General features: G+C 37.2%; 17 protein-coding genes. 8 read left to right on the top strand and 9 right to left on the bottom strand.

Going from position 1 to position 19291, the window contains the following annotated elements; all coding sequences use genetic code 11:
- On the bottom strand, positions 1-2853 hold the full coding sequence (gene carB, locus BKM32_RS09360; protein ID WP_076663570.1) for a carbamoyl-phosphate synthase large subunit: 2853 nt from the start codon (positions 2851-2853) through the stop codon (positions 1-3).
- A 103-nt stretch (positions 2854-2956) separates the two neighbouring features.
- A complete protein-coding gene (gene rpmH, locus BKM32_RS09355; RefSeq protein WP_076663569.1) occupies positions 2957-3118 on the bottom strand; it encodes a 50S ribosomal protein L34 in 162 nt (53 codons plus the stop codon).
- Positions 3119-3284: 166 nt separating this feature from the next.
- Between rpmH and BKM32_RS09350 the strand changes: the two genes are divergently transcribed.
- Both BKM32_RS09350 and BKM32_RS09345 read left to right on the top strand, forming a co-directional pair.
- Positions 3285-3848, top strand: coding sequence for a hypothetical protein (locus tag BKM32_RS09350; RefSeq protein ID WP_076663568.1), 564 nt, complete (start codon positions 3285-3287; stop codon positions 3846-3848).
- 181 nt (positions 3849-4029) lie between these two features.
- On the top strand, positions 4030-4710 hold the full coding sequence (locus BKM32_RS09345) for a hypothetical protein (protein ID WP_123812093.1): 681 nt from the start codon (positions 4030-4032) through the stop codon (positions 4708-4710).
- 7 nt (positions 4711-4717) lie between these two features.
- On the opposite strand, the gene cls is transcribed toward BKM32_RS09345, so the two are convergent.
- From cls to BKM32_RS09330, 3 genes are read right to left on the bottom strand one after another with little or no spacing between them, the layout of a single operon-like run.
- The gene (cls, locus tag BKM32_RS09340; protein ID WP_076663566.1) at positions 4718-6178 is read right to left on the bottom strand and encodes a cardiolipin synthase; all 1461 of its coding nucleotides are present in this window, start codon (positions 6176-6178) and stop codon (positions 4718-4720) included.
- Complete coding sequence (locus BKM32_RS09335) at positions 6175-7116, bottom strand: lytic transglycosylase domain-containing protein (RefSeq protein ID WP_076663565.1); 942 nt, start codon at positions 7114-7116, stop codon at positions 6175-6177. The genes cls and BKM32_RS09335 overlap by 4 nt, the downstream gene beginning before the upstream one ends.
- Positions 7117-7164: 48 nt before the next feature.
- Positions 7165-7827, bottom strand: coding sequence for an alpha/beta hydrolase (locus tag BKM32_RS09330; RefSeq protein WP_076663635.1), 663 nt, complete (start codon positions 7825-7827; stop codon positions 7165-7167).
- A 203-nt stretch (positions 7828-8030) separates the two neighbouring features.
- Here BKM32_RS09330 and BKM32_RS09325 point away from each other — a divergent pair, with 203 nt between their 5' ends.
- Positions 8031-8327 carry a GNAT family N-acetyltransferase gene (locus BKM32_RS09325; RefSeq protein ID WP_171971857.1) on the top strand — a complete coding sequence of 99 codons (297 nt, stop codon included), beginning with the start codon at positions 8031-8033 and terminating at the stop codon, positions 8325-8327.
- A 56-nt stretch (positions 8328-8383) separates the two neighbouring features.
- Here BKM32_RS09325 and BKM32_RS09320 read toward each other — a convergent pair whose 3' ends face one another.
- Positions 8384-8902 carry a hypothetical protein gene (locus BKM32_RS09320; protein WP_076663564.1) on the bottom strand — a complete coding sequence of 173 codons (519 nt, stop codon included), beginning with the start codon at positions 8900-8902 and terminating at the stop codon, positions 8384-8386.
- 105 nt (positions 8903-9007) lie between these two features.
- A complete protein-coding gene (gene mtaB / locus BKM32_RS09315; RefSeq protein ID WP_076663563.1) occupies positions 9008-10333 on the bottom strand; it encodes a tRNA (N(6)-L-threonylcarbamoyladenosine(37)-C(2))-methylthiotransferase MtaB in 1326 nt (441 codons plus the stop codon).
- 321 nt (positions 10334-10654) lie between these two features.
- On the opposite strand from mtaB, the gene BKM32_RS09310 reads away from it, so the two are divergent.
- Positions 10655-12247, top strand: coding sequence for an ABC transporter substrate-binding protein (locus BKM32_RS09310; protein WP_076663562.1), 1593 nt, complete (start codon positions 10655-10657; stop codon positions 12245-12247).
- Here the strand turns inward: BKM32_RS09310 and BKM32_RS09305 are convergent.
- Both BKM32_RS09305 and BKM32_RS09300 read right to left on the bottom strand, forming a co-directional pair.
- Positions 12244-13422, bottom strand: a complete 1179-nt coding sequence (locus BKM32_RS09305; RefSeq protein WP_076663561.1) for a GlmU family protein — start codon at positions 13420-13422, stop codon at positions 12244-12246. The two genes, BKM32_RS09310 and BKM32_RS09305, sit on opposite strands and share 4 nt — an antisense overlap.
- 151 nt (positions 13423-13573) lie before the next feature.
- Positions 13574-13825, bottom strand: coding sequence for a type B 50S ribosomal protein L31 (locus BKM32_RS09300; RefSeq protein WP_053978329.1), 252 nt, complete (start codon positions 13823-13825; stop codon positions 13574-13576).
- A gap of 159 nt (positions 13826-13984) precedes the next feature.
- Between BKM32_RS09300 and BKM32_RS09295 the strand changes: the two genes are divergently transcribed.
- The 4 genes from BKM32_RS09295 to BKM32_RS09280 all read left to right on the top strand — a co-directional run bounded on the left by BKM32_RS09295 (position 13985) and on the right by BKM32_RS09280 (position 19157).
- Positions 13985-14515 carry a DUF4199 domain-containing protein gene (locus tag BKM32_RS09295; RefSeq protein ID WP_076663560.1) on the top strand — a complete coding sequence of 177 codons (531 nt, stop codon included), beginning with the start codon at positions 13985-13987 and terminating at the stop codon, positions 14513-14515.
- Between the two features lie 43 nt (positions 14516-14558).
- Entirely contained in the window at positions 14559-15506 is a 948-nt protein-coding gene (locus BKM32_RS09290; RefSeq protein ID WP_076663559.1) for a glycosyltransferase family 2 protein, read from the top strand.
- Positions 15507-15603: 97 nt separating this feature from the next.
- Positions 15604-17331 (top strand): phospho-sugar mutase, encoded by a 1728-nt coding sequence (locus BKM32_RS09285; protein WP_076663558.1) that lies wholly within the window; start codon positions 15604-15606, stop codon positions 17329-17331.
- Complete coding sequence (locus BKM32_RS09280) at positions 17331-19157, top strand: ABC transporter ATP-binding protein (protein ID WP_076663557.1); 1827 nt, start codon at positions 17331-17333, stop codon at positions 19155-19157. The genes BKM32_RS09285 and BKM32_RS09280 overlap by 1 nt, the downstream gene beginning before the upstream one ends.
- The last annotated feature ends 134 nt before the right edge of the window (positions 19158-19291 follow it).

Raw genomic sequence — 19291 nt, 5'->3', positions numbered from 1 at the left:
TTATTTACTCAAGTACATTTTTCTTCTTGAATATAGATTGTAGAATTCATCATCCTTCAAGCTATCGATAAACAAGATGCTTTCTCCTGTACTCTTCATTTCTGGTCCCAATTTTTTATTCACCTTCGGGAATTTGTTGAAAGAGAATACTGGTTGTTTGATGGCATATCCTTCCAATTGTGGATTGAAATCAAAATCAGTTACTTTTTTCTCACCCAACATTACTTTGGTTGCAAAGTTTACATATGGTTCACCATAAGCCTTTGCAATAAATGGTACCGTACGCGATGCTCTTGGGTTCGCTTCAATGATGTATACCGTATCATCCTTAATCGCAAATTGAATGTTGATCAATCCAACTGTATTCAAGGCCAAAGCAATCTTCTTGGTATGATCCTTAATTTGTTGCATTACAAATTCACCTAGGTTAAACGGTGGCAAGGTAGCATTACTGTCTCCTGAGTGAATTCCACAAGGCTCAATATGCTCCATGATACCAATGATGTATACATTTTCACCGTCACAAATGGCATCTGCTTCAGCTTCGATTGCTCCATCTAAATAATGATCCAACAACAGTTTGTTGTCTGGCATGGTACGTAATAAATCCACCACGTGCTCTTCCAACTCATTTCTGTTGATTACAATCTTCATCCCTTGTCCTCCAAGTACGTAAGAAGGTCTTACCAAGATAGGGAAATCCAACACATCTGAAATAGCAAGTGCTTCATCAGCTGTTGTGGCCACATCAAATTGTGGGTAAGGAATGTTGTTTTCTTTCAACAAGGTTGAGAAACTACCTCTATCCTCAGCTAAATCCAAAGATTTAAAGCTTGTCCCAATAATTTTGATACCGTAACGGTCTAATTTCTCTGCCAACTTCAAGGCCGTCTGACCTCCCAACTGTACAATTACACCTTCTGGTTTTTCATGTTGAATAATATCATAGATATGCTCCCAGAATACTGGTTCAAAATATAATTTGTCTGCAATATCGAAATCTGTTGAAACCGTTTCCGGGTTACAGTTGATCATGATAGTTTCATACCCACACTCGGCACTTGCCAAAACACCATGCACACAACAGTAATCAAACTCAATTCCTTGTCCAATTCTGTTTGGTCCAGATCCTAAAACAATTACCTTCTTCGTATCAGAAACAACACTTTCATTTTCCGAATATACATTTCCGTCAGTAGTTTCTACACTGTTCTCAAAAGTTGAGTAGTAGTATGGTGTTTGCGCTTTAAACTCTGCCGCACAAGTATCTACTAACTTGTAAACACGCTTGATATTCAATTCTTCTCTACGAGCATGAACTTCACTTTCCAAACACTTCAACATATGGGCTATTTGACGGTCTCCATATCCTTTTTGCTTGGCTTCAAGAAGCAAATCTCTTTCAATAGTATCAATCGTGTAGTTTGAGATTTCTTTTTCTAGGTGATATAATTCTTCATACTGCTTTAAGAACCACATGTCGATCTTGGTAATCTCATGGATTCTGCTCAATGGGATTCCCAATTGAATAGCATCGTAAATTACAAATACACGGTCCCAACTTGCATGAGTAAGCTTGTCGATGATTTGGTCATAGTTTTTATAGCCCTTTCCATCTGCTCCCAATCCATTTCTCTTGATTTCCAATGATTGGGTCGCTTTATGAAGTGCTTCCTGAAATGAACGTCCAATGGCCATTACCTCTCCTACAGCTTTCATCTGTAATCCCAAGGTACGGTCGCTTCCTTCAAATTTGTCGAAGTTCCAACGAGGTATCTTAACAACCACATAATCCAATGTTGGCTCAAACAATGCCGAAGTTGACTTTGTAATCTGGTTGCTCAATTCATCCAAGGTATAACCAATTGCCAACTTAGAAGCTACTTTAGCGATAGGATATCCAGTTGCCTTACTAGCCAAAGCAGAAGAACGAGATACACGAGGATTAATTTCAATTGCAATAATGTCCTCCTTTTCATCTGGACTTACCGCAAACTGCACGTTACATCCTCCTGCGAAGTCTCCAATACTTCTCATCATGTGGATGGCCATATCCCTCATACGTTGGAATGCCGTATCTGATAATGTCATGGCTGGAGCTACAGTAATGGAGTCTCCTGTATGGATTCCCATAGGATCCATATTTTCAATGGTACAGATAATAACAACATTGTCATTTTTATCTCGCAACAACTCCAACTCGTACTCTTTCCAACCTAATAAAGCTTTATCGATCATCACCTCATGAATAGGTGAAATTTCAAGTCCGCGGCTTAACAACTCATCAAAATCTGCTTCATCATAAACAATAGCTGCTCCAGCCCCTCCTAATGTAAACGACGAGCGAATACATAATGGAAAGCCAAATTCTTGCGCTATTTCTTTTCCTTTTAAAAATGAGGTTGCAGTAGCTTGAGGTGCCATTGGCACACCAATTTTAGCCATTAAGTCTCTAAACTGCTCTCTATCTTCTGTGATATTGATGGCGTCGATATCCACACCAATCAATTCCACATTGTATTCTTCCCAAATTCCTTTTTCATCGGCCTCAATACATAAGTTCAAAGCGGTTTGCCCTCCCATGGTTGGCAAAACGGCATCGATTTGAGGGTGCTCCTCCAAAATCTTTATAATTGATTTTGTAGTTAACGGCAATAGGTACACGTGATCCGCCATTGTAGGATCCGTCATAATGGTTGCCGGGTTCGAATTGATCAAAATCGTTTCTATTCCATCTTCTCTTAGAGATCTAAGCGCCTGCGTCCCAGAGTAATCAAATTCACATGCTTGACCAATCACGATTGGTCCCGACCCTATGATAAGTACAGAATTAATGTTTTTATTTTTTGGCATTTTTATGAGAGAATATATTTATTTACAAAAATAGTTATCAAAATGATATAAAAAAAGGCGTTGCACCTAAGCAACACCTTAATATATTAACAATTGTCAATCATTATTTCTTATGTCTTGGCTCAGAAGATACAGACAATTTTTTTCTTCCTTTAGCTCTTCTACGAGCAAGTACCTTTCTGCCATTAGCAGAAGCCATTCTTTCTCTGAAACCGTGTTTGTTTCTTCTCTTTCTTTTTGACGGTTGAAACGTTCTTTTACTCATTGTCTTATATCTTTAAAATCTTCTTTGCTTATTACTGTAACTAAGTTTTATAGCCGTTCTAAAAACTGCGTGCAAATATACAAAGACTTTTTACTTTGGCAAACCAAAAGTGAAAAATATTTTCAATAGTTTTTATTAACTTTGCAAACTTAAATTTAATTAGGTAATGTACAATAAAAATATCAAACTACTCATAGCTGCTTTAATATTTGGCTATGCCATCTATCAATTTACCGAAGGTTACATAGGAAACGGCATCATGTTGATCCTTCTTTCTCTAGTATTTGTATTCTTTTACTTTAAGAACGAATTCATTCTTTTGGCCTTCCTTAAATTAAGAAAGCAAGACTTTGAGGGTGCTAAGAATTGGCTTAATAAAATTAAGAACCCATCAAGCGCCTTGGTAAAAAAGCAAGAAGGCTACTACAATTACCTTCACGGCATCATGGTATCCCAAACCAATATGAACGAAGCCGAGAAATATTTCAAAAAAGCGGTTAGTCTTGGATTAGCCATGGACCATGATATGGCAATGGCAAAACTAAATTTGGCTGGTATTGCGTTTAGCAAACGCAGAGCACAAGAAGCCAAAACACTTTTGGGTGAAGCTCAAAAATTGGACAAGCGCGGTATGTTGACCGAGCAAATAAAAATGATGAAGGACAGCATGAAGAAAGCGCAAATGCCAAACCAACATTACGGTTCTATGCGACACGGCAGAAGACGTTAAGCCTTTAAGCCAAACCTTATAAATGTAAAAAAGCACTGTAATTACAGTGCTTTTTTTGTTCTTAATAGTTTCTAAATAGTTAATTAACAATATGTTTAAACGAATAACTTTTGGTTTTATTGTATGGTTTTGTAACTTTAGGTAACAGCTCAATAATTAAATATTGTTACATATGGTTAGAATGTTTACAATATTATTGCTTGCCTCTTCTTTATTAACCTACGCCCAGGATGATAAAGTCTACTTCAATGATGCCCTTTCCCAACATTTGAAACCCTATATAAAACAGAGCGATTTGGCCTTTGAAAACAAAGATTATGAATTGGCAGAAACTCTTTTCGATTCCCTTCTACAAAACCATTTATTGAATACTTACATACCGAATTTAAGCCTTCCCAAACTTTCGGGAGGGATTTTGGAAACTAACGAAATAGAGCATCCGTTTTTGCTAATTACCAAAACCACATGGGATTTTCCCAATGAGAAAGAAATTGAAGCCATTAACACCATTGCGCATGCCTATCGTAACCAAGTAGAAATAATCGTATTGTATTGGGGACCTCGCAAAAAAGTAAAAGACGTTACAGGCAACTACAACAAAAATGTAACACTCACCTACATTGATGAAACCGAAAACCTATCCAACTCTATCATCAAAACCTACAAGCATTCCTTTGGGGCTCCCGCTTGCTTTTTTGTATCAAGCACAAAACAATTAATGGCTTTGGATAAAAAATTCTCTTTGTTTTCTTTTGATATGGATCAGTCCAAGGAAGCTTATGTGATGGCAGAAAACCATATTAAGGAGCTAATTTTCCTATTTGAAGAATTCAAAAAAAGTCTCCTTACAGACAGACAATAAAAAACTACTATAACAAAGGCGACCATAGCCTACAATAAGCCTCCTTTGCTCTTTGATGAAATGGCCTTGCCTTCCAGCGTTCAAAGTCAACTCGCTCGGCATCCTTTAAATCTTCCATAAATTGGTTTTCCAATTGCCTACTCAACTCTTTGTTGTAAATAAGCGCATTAATTTCAAAATTAATATTAAAACTCCTGTAATCCATATTGGAAGTGCCTATGGAAGAAAACACGCCATCCACCGTAATAGTTTTAGCGTGAATGATCCCTTTGGTATAGCGATACACTTTTACATCGGCCTCCATCAAAGTTTCCAAATAGGAATTACTAGCGTATTTAGCCGTCCATGAATCTGATATTTTAGGAATCAACAGCCTTACATCTACCCCGCTTTTGGCCGCTACCTGCAAAGCGGTTATAATTTGTTCATTGGGAATAAAATAAGGCGTAGTAATATAGACATACTCATCAGCCGTATTGATGGCTGTAAAAATTGCCTCCATGATATTGGCCCAATCGGTATCTGGGCCACTGGCCGCAATTTGTACGGCAACTTCTCCGTTGGTAGCCACAGCTTCTGGAAACAAGTTCTTGGAAACCTTAAAGGTTTGGCCAGAAACAAATTCCCAATTGGTCAAAAAATGCACTTGAAGTGGCTTTACAGCTTCTCCAGTTAATTTAATATGAGTATCTCTCCAAAAATGTTTGTTTTCTTTTCGGTTGTTCAAGTAATTATCGGCTACATTAATTCCTCCTAGATACCCTACCTTTCCATCGATAATAACAATTTTCCGATGGTCTCGATAATTCATTTTACTGGTAAATTTCTTAAAAAGCACTGGCATAAAAGGATAAAACTCAACTCCGCTTTCTCTCAACTTCTTTCGGGTGACGCGAGATAATTTACTTCCAACGGAATCAAAACTAAACCTAACGGACAATCCTTTATTAGCCTTTTCACAGAGAATATCAATGATTTCAGAGCCAATATCGTCATCATTAAAAATGTAGTATTCCAAATGAATATGGTCTTCGGCCGCTTTTAAATCCTTGAACAAATAATCAAACGTCACATCTCCATTAATAAGAAGTTCAACATCATTTTTCAGGGTCAAAGGTGAGTTTTCACTCTTTTTCAAGAGATTCACCAATTTGATTTTATCCCCCAAAAAATGATCTAATTTGATCCTCTGTCCAAAATCCAATTCAAAATCCCGCTCTAAGGATTTAATAATATTTTGATTGAGAATATGCTTTCTGTTGAAGATTTTGTTCTTGCGGTACTCCTGACCAAAAAAGTAATAAACAATCAATCCTAAAAAAGGAAAAAAAACCAAGGTCAAAATATATGAGATGGTTTTGGTTGGATTGATATTTTTGGACAAAATTGTGGCTGCCGCAGAGGCAGCCAACAGGTAGTTTAGAACTAAGATTATTGTCCAAAAATTGTCCTTTACAATTTCTATCATTCAGGTTTTGACGTCTTGTAATAGCCTTCCTTAGGGATTTCTATAAAATATTCCTTTCTTGACTTATTGTTTAAAAATGGTTCTCTAAGCCAAGGATTGTGAATTTTTAAAATTTTGTAATTGATTCCAAAATCCTTAGCGAATTTTGAAAAGTCGGTAACAGCAGTGTCCACTTTTACCTTATAAGTAGGCACTTCGGTATATAAATCACTTTCCTTGAAGTTGAAACCATACTCGTTTGGGTGATTCAAAATTTCCTTAAGGGCCACGATTCTGAACAGATAACGCCCTGTTTCCTCTCCCAACAATAAATCGTAATAGTCATTAACCCCCTGTTCTTCCAACCTTTTGGCAACACCGCTAATACCTGCGTTATATGAAGCGGCAGCCAAAGTCCAAGAGCCAAACTGCTCCTTAGCATTCAAAAGATATTTACAAGCAACTTCGGTGGCCATTTCCAAATGATATCTTTCATCCACATTGTCATTGACTTCCAGTCCATTTTCACGACCTGTCGCTTGCATAATTTGCCAGACCCCTCTGGCGCCAGCTGGCGATACGGCATTAGTCAAACCACTTTCAATAACAGCCAAATATTTAAAATCGTCCGGCACACCATTCTTCTTTAAAATAGGCTCTATGATTGGAAAATATTTATTTGCCCTTTTGAACAATAACAAGCCATTAGACTGCCAATAGGTATTTACCAACAACTCCCTGTCCATACGCTCATAAATATCAGGGTTTTCCAAAGGCACCAATTCCCCAGCAAAATTTAAATTTTCGGGCACACTCAAAGCATATACGTTGTAATCTTTGGTATACCTCGAAGGTTCTGTTAAAAGTTTATCTGAAGTTGATGTTTGTGTTGCGAAAATAAATAGCCCCGATACACAAATTAAACCAAAACCTGCTAAAATATTTCTCAAAGTCCTCATAATCCTGTTTTTATATAAATTTAAAAAATTTCCTTCACTCTTTATTTGTTAGCCCAAAATTAGTTTGGGCAAATGCTCATTGAACCAACGGTATCTGTTAACGATCATTATATGGGTTCCTCCTTTTACAACAATACAGTTACCGTTGCATGAATGAGGAAAAATCCCATCCTTATCTCCATGAATGTAAATAGCATTAGGATGTGCTTCCTTTTGCTCCCATGAAATCACTTGCTTAATGGCCCAATCCCAATAGCGCTTATCCGTAACCGAAAGATACTTTTTGTACAACTCTACCCTTTTGGCCATGGTTTTGCCAACTGTATACTTACTTAAGGCATCCACATGACTCACCAATTGCGTTGGCAAAAATTTATAGGCATTTGTAAACTTTGCCAACTTCATCCTTTTGGGCAGCTCATGTCTACTCTTAACGCTAGAAACTACAATTATTTTCCTTACGGGAATAAATTTACTCATCTCCTGCACCAAAATCCCTCCAAAGGACACACCCAATAACACCACATTGGCATGTTTTATTTTGGCCACCATACGCTGCGCATAATGCGTCAAACTTTCATTATCCTCTGGCAACATCCATTCCAACCAATGGATTTGGAATTGCTCTTTTGGTAAATGAATATGTTCAAAAATTGTTGGATTTGCTGCCATACCTGGCATCATATATACGTGTATAATCTCCTCGCTCATTCCTTGTAATTCCAATCTCAAGAGTTCAACAATAAAACCTAGTTACACACCCAAAAAGCCTCCAAAAAACCTAAAGTTTTATCTCCTAAACACTTAACCTCAACAGGGCTTTAATATATGCAATAAATTTTGTAAATTTGCACTGCAAAACTACAGAAATGTTTTTTGTTTCCCCACTGACCCTTTAAAATAAATAATTAACTATGATTGATGCAGCTGAATTAATTGACAACGATTTTTTACGTCAATATGAACTAAAAATCGACAACGAACTTGCTAAGATTGAGTATTCGCTTCAAGACCGTAAAATTTTCTTGACCAAGCTTATCATTCCGGAAACGGTAGAATCTGATGAGTTTGCCGAGGACTTTTTAAAATTGGTTTTTGCGGATATCCAAGATCGAAACATTAGCGTAGTTCCAACTAGTCCAGAAATTGCGAAATTCATAAGAAGACACAGACAATACAAAAAAATGCTACCGGTAGGTATCAGGATATAACAAAAAAACCGAAGTCTTATTACAAGGCTTCGGTTTTTTGTTTGTGCTTTTCTTAATTACTGTTTGGTATAAACTTTAGTCAAATCTTTTGTTCCTACTACTTCAGCAAGTTCTGTATTGTATATTTCTATCGCATTTCCATAAACTATAGTCAGCTCTCCTCCATTCAATGTGGCAACTGTATTTTCTCCTATTTGAACAGTTCCATTGGTACTATCAAACGCATAATCCGTAGCAAAACCAATAATCCCTTCAGCGCATTCTACTTGAACTGCATAAGCGTTGCCCCCTCCTCCATTCACTTCTGAAATCATTACCGTTGGATTGAATGTATCTTCGGATGAAACTATGCCATGTACATCGAAACTTAAAGTTTCCTTATTTGAACAGGTAATTTCCTTTAAAAGATTAACGTTTGCTAGACCATCATTATTTAAGTCCATAGGCACTTCTGCTGACCAAGAGGTCAATTTCCACTTTCCTACTAAAGCATTTTTGGAAGAACTGTCCTCAGAACAAGCCACAGACAACTGTAGTATACAAATTAGGGAAATTACGGCACCAAATTGTTTCATCAAATTACAGGCAATTTTAAAATTTTTAAAAATACCGCTGAAAAAATTCCCAAGATTAAAAAATTGGATAAACTGTGAGAAAAACAGATAAAATGAAGATTCTCCTTAAACAACTAAGGCCTTAACAAACTCAAACCTTACAATACCGTCTTCTCCAATCTCCGTAAGGTTCACTTCATGCAGTGTATTGACCAATTCAGGGTTCCAAGGCGCTTTCACCTTAACATAATTATCGGTAAAGCCATGAATATAGCCTTCCTTATTTTCTCCTTCAAACAATACAGTTCTAGTAGCCCCAATCTGACTCTCATAAAAAGCTCTTCTCTTTTTAACTGAAAGCCCTCTTAACATTTTGCTGCGTTTACCGCGAACATTTTTGGACACTACTCCATCCATCAGAGCCGCTTCGGTATTGTCACGCTCAGAATAAGTGAAGACATGCAGATAGGAAACATCCAATTCATTCAAGAAATTGTAGGTCTCCAAAAAGTGTTCGTCAGTTTCCCCTGGGAACCCTACAATAACATCCACTCCAATGCAGGCATGTGGCATCACTTCTTTTATCTTATTAACTCTGTCCACATACAACTCGCGCATATAGCGACGCTTCATCTTTTTCAAAATGTCGTTGCTTCCACTTTGTAAAGGCACATGGAAATGAGGTACAAAAGCTCTAGATTTAGAAACCAACTCAATGGTTTCATTTTTAAGAAGATTTGGCTCTATAGAAGAAATACGCAAACGCTCAATCCCTTCCACCTGATCCAATTGGGTTACCAAGTCCAGAAATGTATGTTCATGACGTTTATTTCCAAACTCCCCTTTACCATAATCCCCAATATTCACACCTGTCAAGACAATCTCCTTGATGTCCTTTTCTGAAATTTCCCTTGCATTTTTTAGTACATTTTCCATAGTATCACTTCTGGAAATACCACGAGCCATCGGAATGGTGCAATAGGTACATTTATAATCGCATCCATCCTGGACTTTCAAAAATGCTCTGGTCCTATCCCCAATGGAATAACTTCCAACATAAAAATCGGCTTCTTCTATTTCACAGGAATGTACTTCTCCAAAATCGTTTTTGGTAAGGTCGTTTAAATAGTCGGTGATTTTAAACTTTTCAGTGGCACCCAAGACCAAATCTACGCCTTCCACATCAGCAAGTTCTTGAGGTTTCAATTGCGCGTAACACCCAACAGCCGCCACAAAAGCTTCTGGATTGACTTTTTGAGCTTGCTTTACAATACTTTTAAATCGCTTATCGGCATTTTCCGTAACCGAACAGGTATTGATTACGTAGATATCTGCTTTCTCAGAAAAATCAACGCGATCAAATCCTTCATCGGAAAAACTTCTGGCAATTGTAGACGTTTCCGAGAAATTAAGTTTGCATCCTAATGTGTAAAAAGCGACTTTTTTATTCATCTTCCTAAACTCTTGAAAAGGAGTGCAAAAATACAAAAAAAGAACGCTTTATCTAATTAAGCGCTCTCTTTTTTAATCTACTGACATTGAAACTCCTATTTCAAAAAACTCATTAAATTCCGAACCAACAAAGCCCCTTTACAAACATGAACTTAACTCACATAAAAGGGACCATTTATTTAATCTTTGAAAATTTTAGATGAAAATTAAAAAAGTATATTCAATATACAGTCCAAACTAAAACCCTTTGTAATTTTTTTTCATATTTTTATTTTTTAAGTTTTCACACAATACCAAATCAGTATTATCATTCATTACCAAATGAAATTCTCTCCTATTTTTTATTTATTCCTTTTTACCTTATTATTTAATTGCCAGAAAAAAGAGAGCAACAACGATTTAGTTTTCCGCTATAACGAAAGCAATATTATCGGCTCCTTGGATCCTGCTTTTTCCCGCAATGTTGGCGAAACTTGGTTGGCCAATCAACTTTTTAATGGTCTTGTGCAAACAGATGACAGTTTGAACATCCTTCCTTGCATTGCCAAAAATTGGTCCATTTCTGAAAATGGTTTGACTTACACTTTCAACTTAAGAAACGACATCTACTTTCATAAAAGTCCTCTTTTTGGAAATGATTCCACTAGAACCGTTACGGCCGAAGATTTTGTGTATAGCTTCAACAGGCTTAAAGATAAATCCATTGCATCGCCTGGCAGCTGGGTTCTGAACAAGGTCAATGACTTTAAAGCCCTTAATGACACTATTTTTGAAATTAACCTTAAGACTAGATTTCCTGCATTTTTAGGGTTGATGACCATGAAATACTGTTCGGTGGTCCCACATGAGGTCGTAGATCATTATGGTAACGAGTTCAGGTCTCACCCTATCGGCACAGGGCCATTTTCATTTAAACGATGGGAGGAAAATATCAAATTGGTTTTAAGACGGAACAAGGCTTATTTTGAATATGATAAAAATGGTGAGCAATTACCCTATTTGGAAGCTGTTTCGATAACATTTCTTCCAGACAAACAAAGTGAGTTTTTACAATTCGCCCAAGGAAAACTCGATTTCCTGAACAGTCTAGACGCTTCTTACAAAGACGAAATACTCACAGCAAAAGGGGAATTAAGACCCAATTATGCAAAAGATGTCAATATGCTTCGGGGCCCTTATTTAAACACAGAATATTTAGGCTTTTATCTAGATGCAGACATTCCAGAAATACAATCTGAGACCTTAAGAAAAGCAGTCAATTATGGTTTCGACAGAACTAAAATGATGATCTATCTGCGAAATGGAGTTGGTGTACCGGCCCAAGGCGGCATGATTCCCAAAGGACTTCCTGGTTACAAAACAGATATCGGTTTTTCCTATCAACCCGAAAAAGCCAAACAATTAGTAGAGCAGTTCAGAAAAGAGACCAACATCCAAAATCCGGAAATCACCATATCCACCACCAGCAACTATTTAAATTTTTGCGAATATATTCAAAGGGAATTAGGCAAGATTGGCATTTTGGTCAATGTGGATGTATTACCTTCCGCCACTTTAAGAGATGCAAGAAACAACGGAAAATTAGGCTTGTTTAGAGCTTCATGGGTAGCCGACTATCTGGATGCTGAAAATTATTTGAGTTTATTCTACAGCAAAACCTTTTCTCCAAACGGTTCCAACTACACACACTTTAAAAGCACCGCTTTTGATAGCCTTTACAATGCTTCCTTTGCAATCAATGATATTGAAAAACGAAAAGCACTTTACACCCAAATGGACAGTTTGGTGATGCAACAAGCCCCCATTGTCCCTTTGTATTATGACGAAGTTATTAGGTTTACACAAAAGGGCGTTTCGGGATTGGGTATCAATCCCGTAAACCAATTGGATTTAAGAACAGTGAAAAAGAATTAAAACGATTTTCTGTATTTCTTAGTCATCTCAAATATATGCTCCAAAATAGCAGCGTCTTGTTCCGTAAATTCAATATTACGTCTTGACATCACAACATTAGCCACCTCAAATGCTTTTTTGGTTACAAATGTTGTAAATCCTGAACTCCCTCCCCAAGCAAAACTTGGAATGAAATTTCTTGGATAACCACTACCAAAAACATTGGCACTCACCCCAACAACAGTTCCAGTGTTAAACATGGTGTTGATACCCGACTTGCTATGATCTCCCATCATCAACCCACAAAACTGTAATCCTGTTCTAGCAAAACCTTCAGTTTCATAGTTCCAAAGACGGACTTCGGCATAGTTATTTTTTAAATTGGAATTATTGGTATCGGCTCCAAGATTACACCATTCTCCTAACACCGAATTCCCTAAAAAGCCATCATGCCCCTTGTTGGAATAGGCAAATAGCACCGAATTATTGATTTCCCCTCCAACCTTACTATAAGGCCCAACCGTGGTAGGTCCATAAATTTTAGCACCCATTTTTACGGTGGCACCTTCACATAAGGCAAATGGCCCGCGAATGATAGAACCTTCCATAATCTCGGCATCCTTTCCAATATAAATTGGCCCGTTGGTAGCATTTAAGGTTACAAATTCCAATTTGGCGCCTTCTTCAATAAAAATCCTATTCGCCTGAATGGTATTGTTTGAAGACGGAATTGGCTGAGATTCCTTTCCTTTGGTCAACAATTCAAAATCTTCAGAAATAGCTTCGCCGTTTTTAGCAAAAATATCCCAGGTATGTTCTATTTTCAAGACGTCATCTTCAAACTCAATGGCTTCATAGGTTTCAAAATCTACTTCTTCTTGAGTATCTGTGGTAAAAAATGCCAACACATCTTCCCCCTTAAAAATGGCTTGGTTTTCTTTCAAGCTTTTCACCATCTCAACTAATTCCGCATTTGGCAGATAGGATGCATTGATCATGACATTCTCCTCCATTTCTACCATTGGAAATTTATCAGAAAGATATTCTTCTGTCAAAGTTGTGGTGGTGTACCCCAAAAATTTTTCCCATTTTTCACGAATGGTTAAAATACCAACCCGAATATCGGCCACCGGACGCGTATAGGTAAATGGCAACAAATTGTTGCGAAAAGGACCATCAAAAAGAATATAGTTCATTTGGAATGAGTTAAAGATTAATTAGGCGAAAGTGCAAAGATCTCATAGAGAATCCGCCCAATAGCCACATCAAAAGTACCATATTTAGCCAAAACAAAAAAGCCTTTGGGACATTCCCAAAGGCTTTATATGTATAAAAAGACGCTTTAAATTACTTTTTGAATTTTGCGTATTTGTTTTTGAATTTATCAATACGTCCAGCGGTATCAACCAATTTGGATTTACCAGTATAAAATGGGTGAGACGTTCTTGAAATCTCTAACTTAATCAATGGATACTCAACCCCATCCACTTCTAAAGTTTCGTTAGTAACTGCCGTTGACTTTGTTAAAAATACGTCCTCGTTAGACATATCTTTAAATGCTACAAGTCTATAATTTTCTGGATGTATACCTTTTTTCATCGCTAAAGCTATTTTATCGTTTCATTTTTTCGAGCTGCAAATTTAAGCATTTTTTACTTATGTACAATGTTTTTTTAATTTTTATTGCAGTAAATTTATGTAACGATTTACTATATTTGATTACTAACCCTAGTGTAAACTAAAAAAATCATCATTATAATGGAAAAATCTATTAAGTCCTCTGCCCTAAATTACGGACTTTACCTTGGCGCTACGCTTGTATTGGTAACCGTGCTTTCTTATGCTATTAACCTTGAACTTTTGACTAAATGGTGGCTTGGAATCATTTTATTTTTAGTCATTTTGGTTTTTGGAATTGTCTCTACAGCAAGATCCAAAGGATTACTAAAAGGGTTTATCTCGTTTAAAGAAGCATTTTCCTCCTATTTCATTACCATAGCTGTAGGCTTTATAATTAGTACACTTGTTAGTATTGTACTTTTTAATGTTATTGATCCAGAAGCTTCTGAAATCCTAAAGGAAAATGTCATGGAAAGCTCTCGCCAGATGATGGAAAATTTTGGAGCTCCACAATCTGAAATTGATAAAGCAATGCTACAAATGGAAGGCGAAAATCAATTTGCAATGGGCAACCAATTAAAATCGGTAGCGTTTCAATTGGTATTCTATTCAATCATCGGGCTTATCGTTGCATTGGCCATGAAACGCAATGATCCTAACGCAGCTTAAATAATTTCTTTACTTTTGGACGTAGAATTTTGAATTACACTCCATGGATATATCAGTAGTTATACCACTACTTAACGAACAAGAGTCTTTAACAGAACTACATGATTGGATTGCACGCGTTATGCAATCCAATCATTTTTCTTATGAAATCCTTTTTATTGATGATGGAAGTACAGATCAATCCTGGCAAACCATTGTAGGACTTTCTAAAAAAGATCCTAATGTAAAAGGAATCCGTTTTTTGAAGAATTTTGGCAAATCTCAGGCACTACATGCCGGTTTTTCTAAGGCTGAAGGAAACGTGATCATCACCATGGATGCCGATTTACAAGACAATCCAGAAGAAATACCTGAACTCTACCAAATGATTGTTCAGGACGACTACGATATGGTATCTGGATGGAAAAAGAAACGCTACGATTCCGTCCTTACCAAAAACATGCCTTCCAAACTCTTTAACTGGGCGGCAAGAAAAACCTCGGGTGTCAGCTTAAATGATTTCAACTGTGGCTTGAAAGCCTACAACAAAAATGTGGTAAAAAACATAGATGTTAAAGGTGAAATGCACCGTTACATTCCTGTTTTGGCAAAAAATGCAGGCTTTTTGAAAATTGGCGAAAAGGTAGTTCAGCACCAAGCAAGAAAATATGGCACCACCAAATTTGGCATGGACCGTTTTATTCACGGCTTTTTAGACTTAATAACCATTTGGTTCATTTCCCGATTTGCGCGACGCCCAATGCACCTTTTTGGCGCTCTAGGGGTTATCATGGTTACTATTGGATTTATCTTTGCACTTTATTTGGGTATCGACAAGCTCTTTATCCACCCACAAGGCAGATTGATTACCGAACGTCCTCAATTTTACATCTCCCTAACCACCATGATTATGGGAGCACAGTTTTTTGTAGCAGGTTTCTTGGGCGAAACCATCCTTCAAACCAAAGAAGACAAAAAACGCTATTTAATTAAAAGCGAACTCAACCTATAGAAAGAAAGCAATTTAACTTTCTAAAAACCATTTCATCAACTCAAAAGCATCTCATAAAATGTATGAAATGCTTATTTTTGTGATATAATATTAGCTTATGAACACTTTAGAACCTCAATTACAGGAACGCATCCAAATGTGGTTAACTTCAACCTTTGATGCCGATACCCAGGAACATATCAAATCTTTAATGGACAGCAACCCCAACGAACTTAAGGAATCCTTTTATAAGGATCTTGAATTTGGCACCGGAGGTATGCGTGGTATTATGGGCGTTGGTACCAACCGTATCAATAAGTATACCCTTGGAAAAAATACGCAAGGATTGAGCAACTACCTGTACAAATGCTTCCCTAATCAGCCTATTAAAGTGGTTATTGCCTACGACTGTAGACATAACAGTAAAACTTTGGCAAAAGTGGTTGCAGATGTGTTCTCTGCCAATAATATTGAAGTATACCTGTTTGAGGATTTACGCCCTACGCCTGAACTTTCCTTTGCTGTGAAACAACTAGGATGCCAATGCGGAATTGTTTTAACAGCATCACACAACCCTCCTGAATATAACGGCTACAAAGTATATTGGGAAGATGGAGGTCAATTAGTTCCTCCTCAAGACCATGAAACTATCGAAGAAATCAATGCATTGGATTACTCTGAGGTTAAATTCAATGCCAACGAAGATTTAATTCATTATATCGGAAAAGATATTGACGATGCCTTTGTAGATGCAGCGGTTGCCAATGCTAGTTTTACCAGTCAGGAAGCCAAAGACAATTTATCGATTGTATTTACGCCATTACATGGAACGTCCATTACCACAATTCCGGAAACTTTAAAACGTGCTGGCTTTACAAATGTTCATATTGTGGAAGCTCAAAGTGAACCAAATGGAGACTTCCCTACGGTGGCCTCCCCTAACCCGGAAGAACCTGAAGCCTTAAAAATGGCCTTGGAATTGGCTGAGAAAGTTAATGCGGATATCGTAATAGGAACCGACCCCGATAGTGACCGTTTAGGAGTTGCCGTTAGAGATTTGGAAGGCAATATGGTATTATTGAATGGAAACCAGACCATGATCATGATGACCGAGTTTCTATTGAAACAATGGCATGACAAAGACCTTATCAAAGGAAAGGAATTTATAGGTTCCACGATTGTTTCTACCCCTATGATGCAAAACCTGGCCGATGCTTTTGGAGTTTCGTATAAAGTAGGACTTACAGGTTTTAAATGGATCGCCAAAATGATCGTCGATTTCCCTGAACTGAAATTTATTGGTGGTGGTGAGGAAAGTTTCGGATTTATGGTTGGGGATTTTGTTCGCGATAAAGATGCGGTTACCTCTACCCTACTAGCTTGTGAAATTGCCGCGTATACCAAAGCGCAAGGCGGTTCCTTCTACCAAGGGTTAATTGAAGCTTATGTGAAATATGGATTCTTTAAAGAACGCTTGATCTCTTTAACTAAAAAAGGAATTTCTGGCGCTGAAGAAATCAAACAAATGATGGTTGATGCCCGTGAAAATCCATTGAAAGAAGTGAATGGTTCAAAAGTAGTAACTGTGGACGATTACCAATTATCCACTTCAAAAGATTTAATACTAGGCACTGAAAGTCCTATCGACATTCCAAAATCAAATGTATTGATCTACACTACTGAAGACGGTAGCAGAATAGCCCTAAGACCTAGTGGCACAGAGCCTAAAATCAAGTTTTACATTAGCGTAAACACGACCTTGGACAATGTGTCAGAATTCAAAGCTGTGGAACAAAAATTGGAATCGAAAATCGATGCCATTTTAAAGGCCATGAAACTCAATTAATGGAATACCTAAAAAAACTGTCGCAATTCATACTTCCTTATAAGAAGTATGGATATCTTAATATTTTCTTCAATGTGCTTTACGCTCTGTTCAGTACACTGGCCATGGTGTCCTTAATGCCCATGATCAATGTATTGTTTGGAGAAACTAAAAAACTCACCGTAAAACCTGTGTACCAAGGTATCAAGCATCTAAAATCTTACGGTGAGGATTACCTTAATTACTTTGTAACAACAACCAATGCCAATGAAGGGCCAGAGCGCACTTTATTGTATATGATTATTTTGATCATTAGCTTGTTCTTACTTAAAAACCTGTTTAATTATCTAGCCTTGTTCTCTATAACATTTCTTAGAAATGGGGTCCTGAAGGACTTAAGGAATGCCATTTACGACAAAGTAATCACCTTACCTATATCTTTCTATTCTGAAAAGAAAAAGGGAGATATCATTGCGCGTATTTCAGGAGATGTGAATGAAGTAAAAAACTCACTATTGGCCGTATTGGAACTTATTATAAAGGAACCTTTAACCATTGTGTTTGCAATTATCACCATGTTTACTATTTCCACAAAACTCACTGTTTTTGTGTTTTTGTTCATTCCGGTAGCAGGCTTGATTATTTCTAGAATTGGAAAAAGTTTAAAACGCAAATCCAATAAAGTACAAACCGAACAGGGTGTATTCCTGTCAACCCTTGAGGAAACTCTAAGTGGACTTAAAGTCATCAAAGGATTTAATGCCGAGAAACGCTTTAATGACAAATTTCAAGACTCTACAAATCGCTTTTATCATTTTTCAAACACCTTACTGAATCGCCAAAACTTGGCCTCTCCTACGAGTGAATTTCTAGGAATCGTTACCATAGCAGCATTGTTATGGTATGGAGGTAGTATGGTTCTTATAGAAAATACTCTCTCCGGAGGTGCTTTTATCACCTATATGGCTTTGGCCTATCAAATTTTGACACCAGCGAAAGACATTAGTAAAGCAAGCTACAAAGTAAAGGCAGGAAATGCCGCCGCCGATCGTGTGTTGGAAATTTTGAATACAGAATCGCCTTTACAGGATAAGGCAAATGCCAAAGTTAAAAATGAGTTTACCACAGCAATCGACATTAATAATATCTCCTTTAAATATGAAGATGACTGGGTTTTGAAAGACTTTTCAATTACTGTGCCTAAAGGAAAAACTGTGGCATTGGTAGGACAGTCTGGAAGTGGAAAAAGTACCATTGCCAATTTGGTGACCAGATTTTATGATGTCAACAAAGGTAGTATTACTATAGACGGCGATGATATTCGCGACCTTAGCAAGCATTCATTAAGAGGCTTGATTGGATTGGTTACCCAAGACTCTATCCTTTTCAATGATTCTATTAAAAACAACATGCTTATTGGTAAAGAAGACGCCACTGATGAAGAGATTATCGAGGCCTTAAAAATTGCCAATGCTTGGGAATTTGTAAGCACACTTCCGAACGGTATTGAAACCAATATTGGAGATTCTGGGAACAAACTTTCTGGTGGCCAAAAGCAACGTCTTAGCATCGCTAGGGCCGTTCTAAAAAATCCTCCAATTATGATTTTGGACGAAGCCACTTCAGCATTGGATACTGAAAGCGAACGTTTGGTGCAGGACGCTTTGGAAAAAATGATGATGCACCGTACTTCTATTGTCATAGCCCATAGGTTATCTACCATTCAAAATGCCGATGAAATTATTGTGATGCAAAAAGGACAAATTGTAGAGCAAGGTTCCCACGAAGAATTGCTTGCCAAACAAGGCGCTTATAAAAAGCTTGTGGAAATGCAGAGCTTTGATTAACAAACAATAACCTTATAAATCCAGAAAAGGATGCAACAGTTGTCGCATCCTTTTCATTTTTATTACCAAATTTGGGGACATTGGTAACAGGTTTATAGGTTAGGCTGATGTAAACTTATAACATTTTTACATAC

The organism is Mangrovimonas sp. DI 80, from assembly GCF_001975575.1.
In the GTDB taxonomy this organism is placed as follows: Bacteria; Bacteroidota; Bacteroidia; order Flavobacteriales; family Flavobacteriaceae; genus Mangrovimonas_A; species Mangrovimonas_A xylaniphaga.
The sequence above is the reverse complement of the archived record's forward strand: the minus strand, read 5'-3'. Positions and strand labels throughout refer to the sequence as shown.

Coding starts and splice junctions, on each gene's coding strand:
- rpmH (WP_076663569.1), bottom strand. CDS start 3,118: ATGAGTAAAAGAACGTTTCAACCGTCAAAAAGAAAGAGAAGAAACAAA.
- BKM32_RS09305 (WP_076663561.1), bottom strand. CDS start 13,422: ATGAACTATATTCTTTTTGATGGTCCTTTTCGCAACAATTTGTTGCCA.
- BKM32_RS09330 (WP_076663635.1), bottom strand. CDS start 7,827: ATGAGCGAGGAGATTATACACGTATATATGATGCCAGGTATGGCAGCA.
- BKM32_RS09300 (WP_053978329.1), bottom strand. CDS start 13,825: ATGAAAAAAGGTATACATCCAGAAAATTATAGACTTGTAGCATTTAAA.
- BKM32_RS09320 (WP_076663564.1), bottom strand. CDS start 8,902: ATGAAACAATTTGGTGCCGTAATTTCCCTAATTTGTATACTACAGTTG.
- BKM32_RS09335 (WP_076663565.1), bottom strand. CDS start 7,116: ATGAGGACTTTGAGAAATATTTTAGCAGGTTTTGGTTTAATTTGTGTA.
- BKM32_RS09290 (WP_076663559.1), top strand. CDS start 14,559: ATGGATATATCAGTAGTTATACCACTACTTAACGAACAAGAGTCTTTA.
- BKM32_RS09295 (WP_076663560.1), top strand. CDS start 13,985: ATGGAAAAATCTATTAAGTCCTCTGCCCTAAATTACGGACTTTACCTT.
- carB (WP_076663570.1), bottom strand. CDS start 2,853: ATGCCAAAAAATAAAAACATTAATTCTGTACTTATCATAGGGTCGGGA.
- BKM32_RS09280 (WP_076663557.1), top strand. CDS start 17,331: ATGGAATACCTAAAAAAACTGTCGCAATTCATACTTCCTTATAAGAAG.
- BKM32_RS09350 (WP_076663568.1), top strand. CDS start 3,285: ATGTACAATAAAAATATCAAACTACTCATAGCTGCTTTAATATTTGGC.
- BKM32_RS09285 (WP_076663558.1), top strand. CDS start 15,604: ATGAACACTTTAGAACCTCAATTACAGGAACGCATCCAAATGTGGTTA.
- BKM32_RS09325 (WP_171971857.1), top strand. CDS start 8,031: ATGATTGATGCAGCTGAATTAATTGACAACGATTTTTTACGTCAATAT.
- cls (WP_076663566.1), bottom strand. CDS start 6,178: ATGATAGAAATTGTAAAGGACAATTTTTGGACAATAATCTTAGTTCTA.
- mtaB (WP_076663563.1), bottom strand. CDS start 10,333: ATGAATAAAAAAGTCGCTTTTTACACATTAGGATGCAAACTTAATTTC.
- BKM32_RS09345 (WP_123812093.1), top strand. CDS start 4,030: ATGTTTACAATATTATTGCTTGCCTCTTCTTTATTAACCTACGCCCAG.
- BKM32_RS09310 (WP_076663562.1), top strand. CDS start 10,655: ATGAAATTCTCTCCTATTTTTTATTTATTCCTTTTTACCTTATTATTT.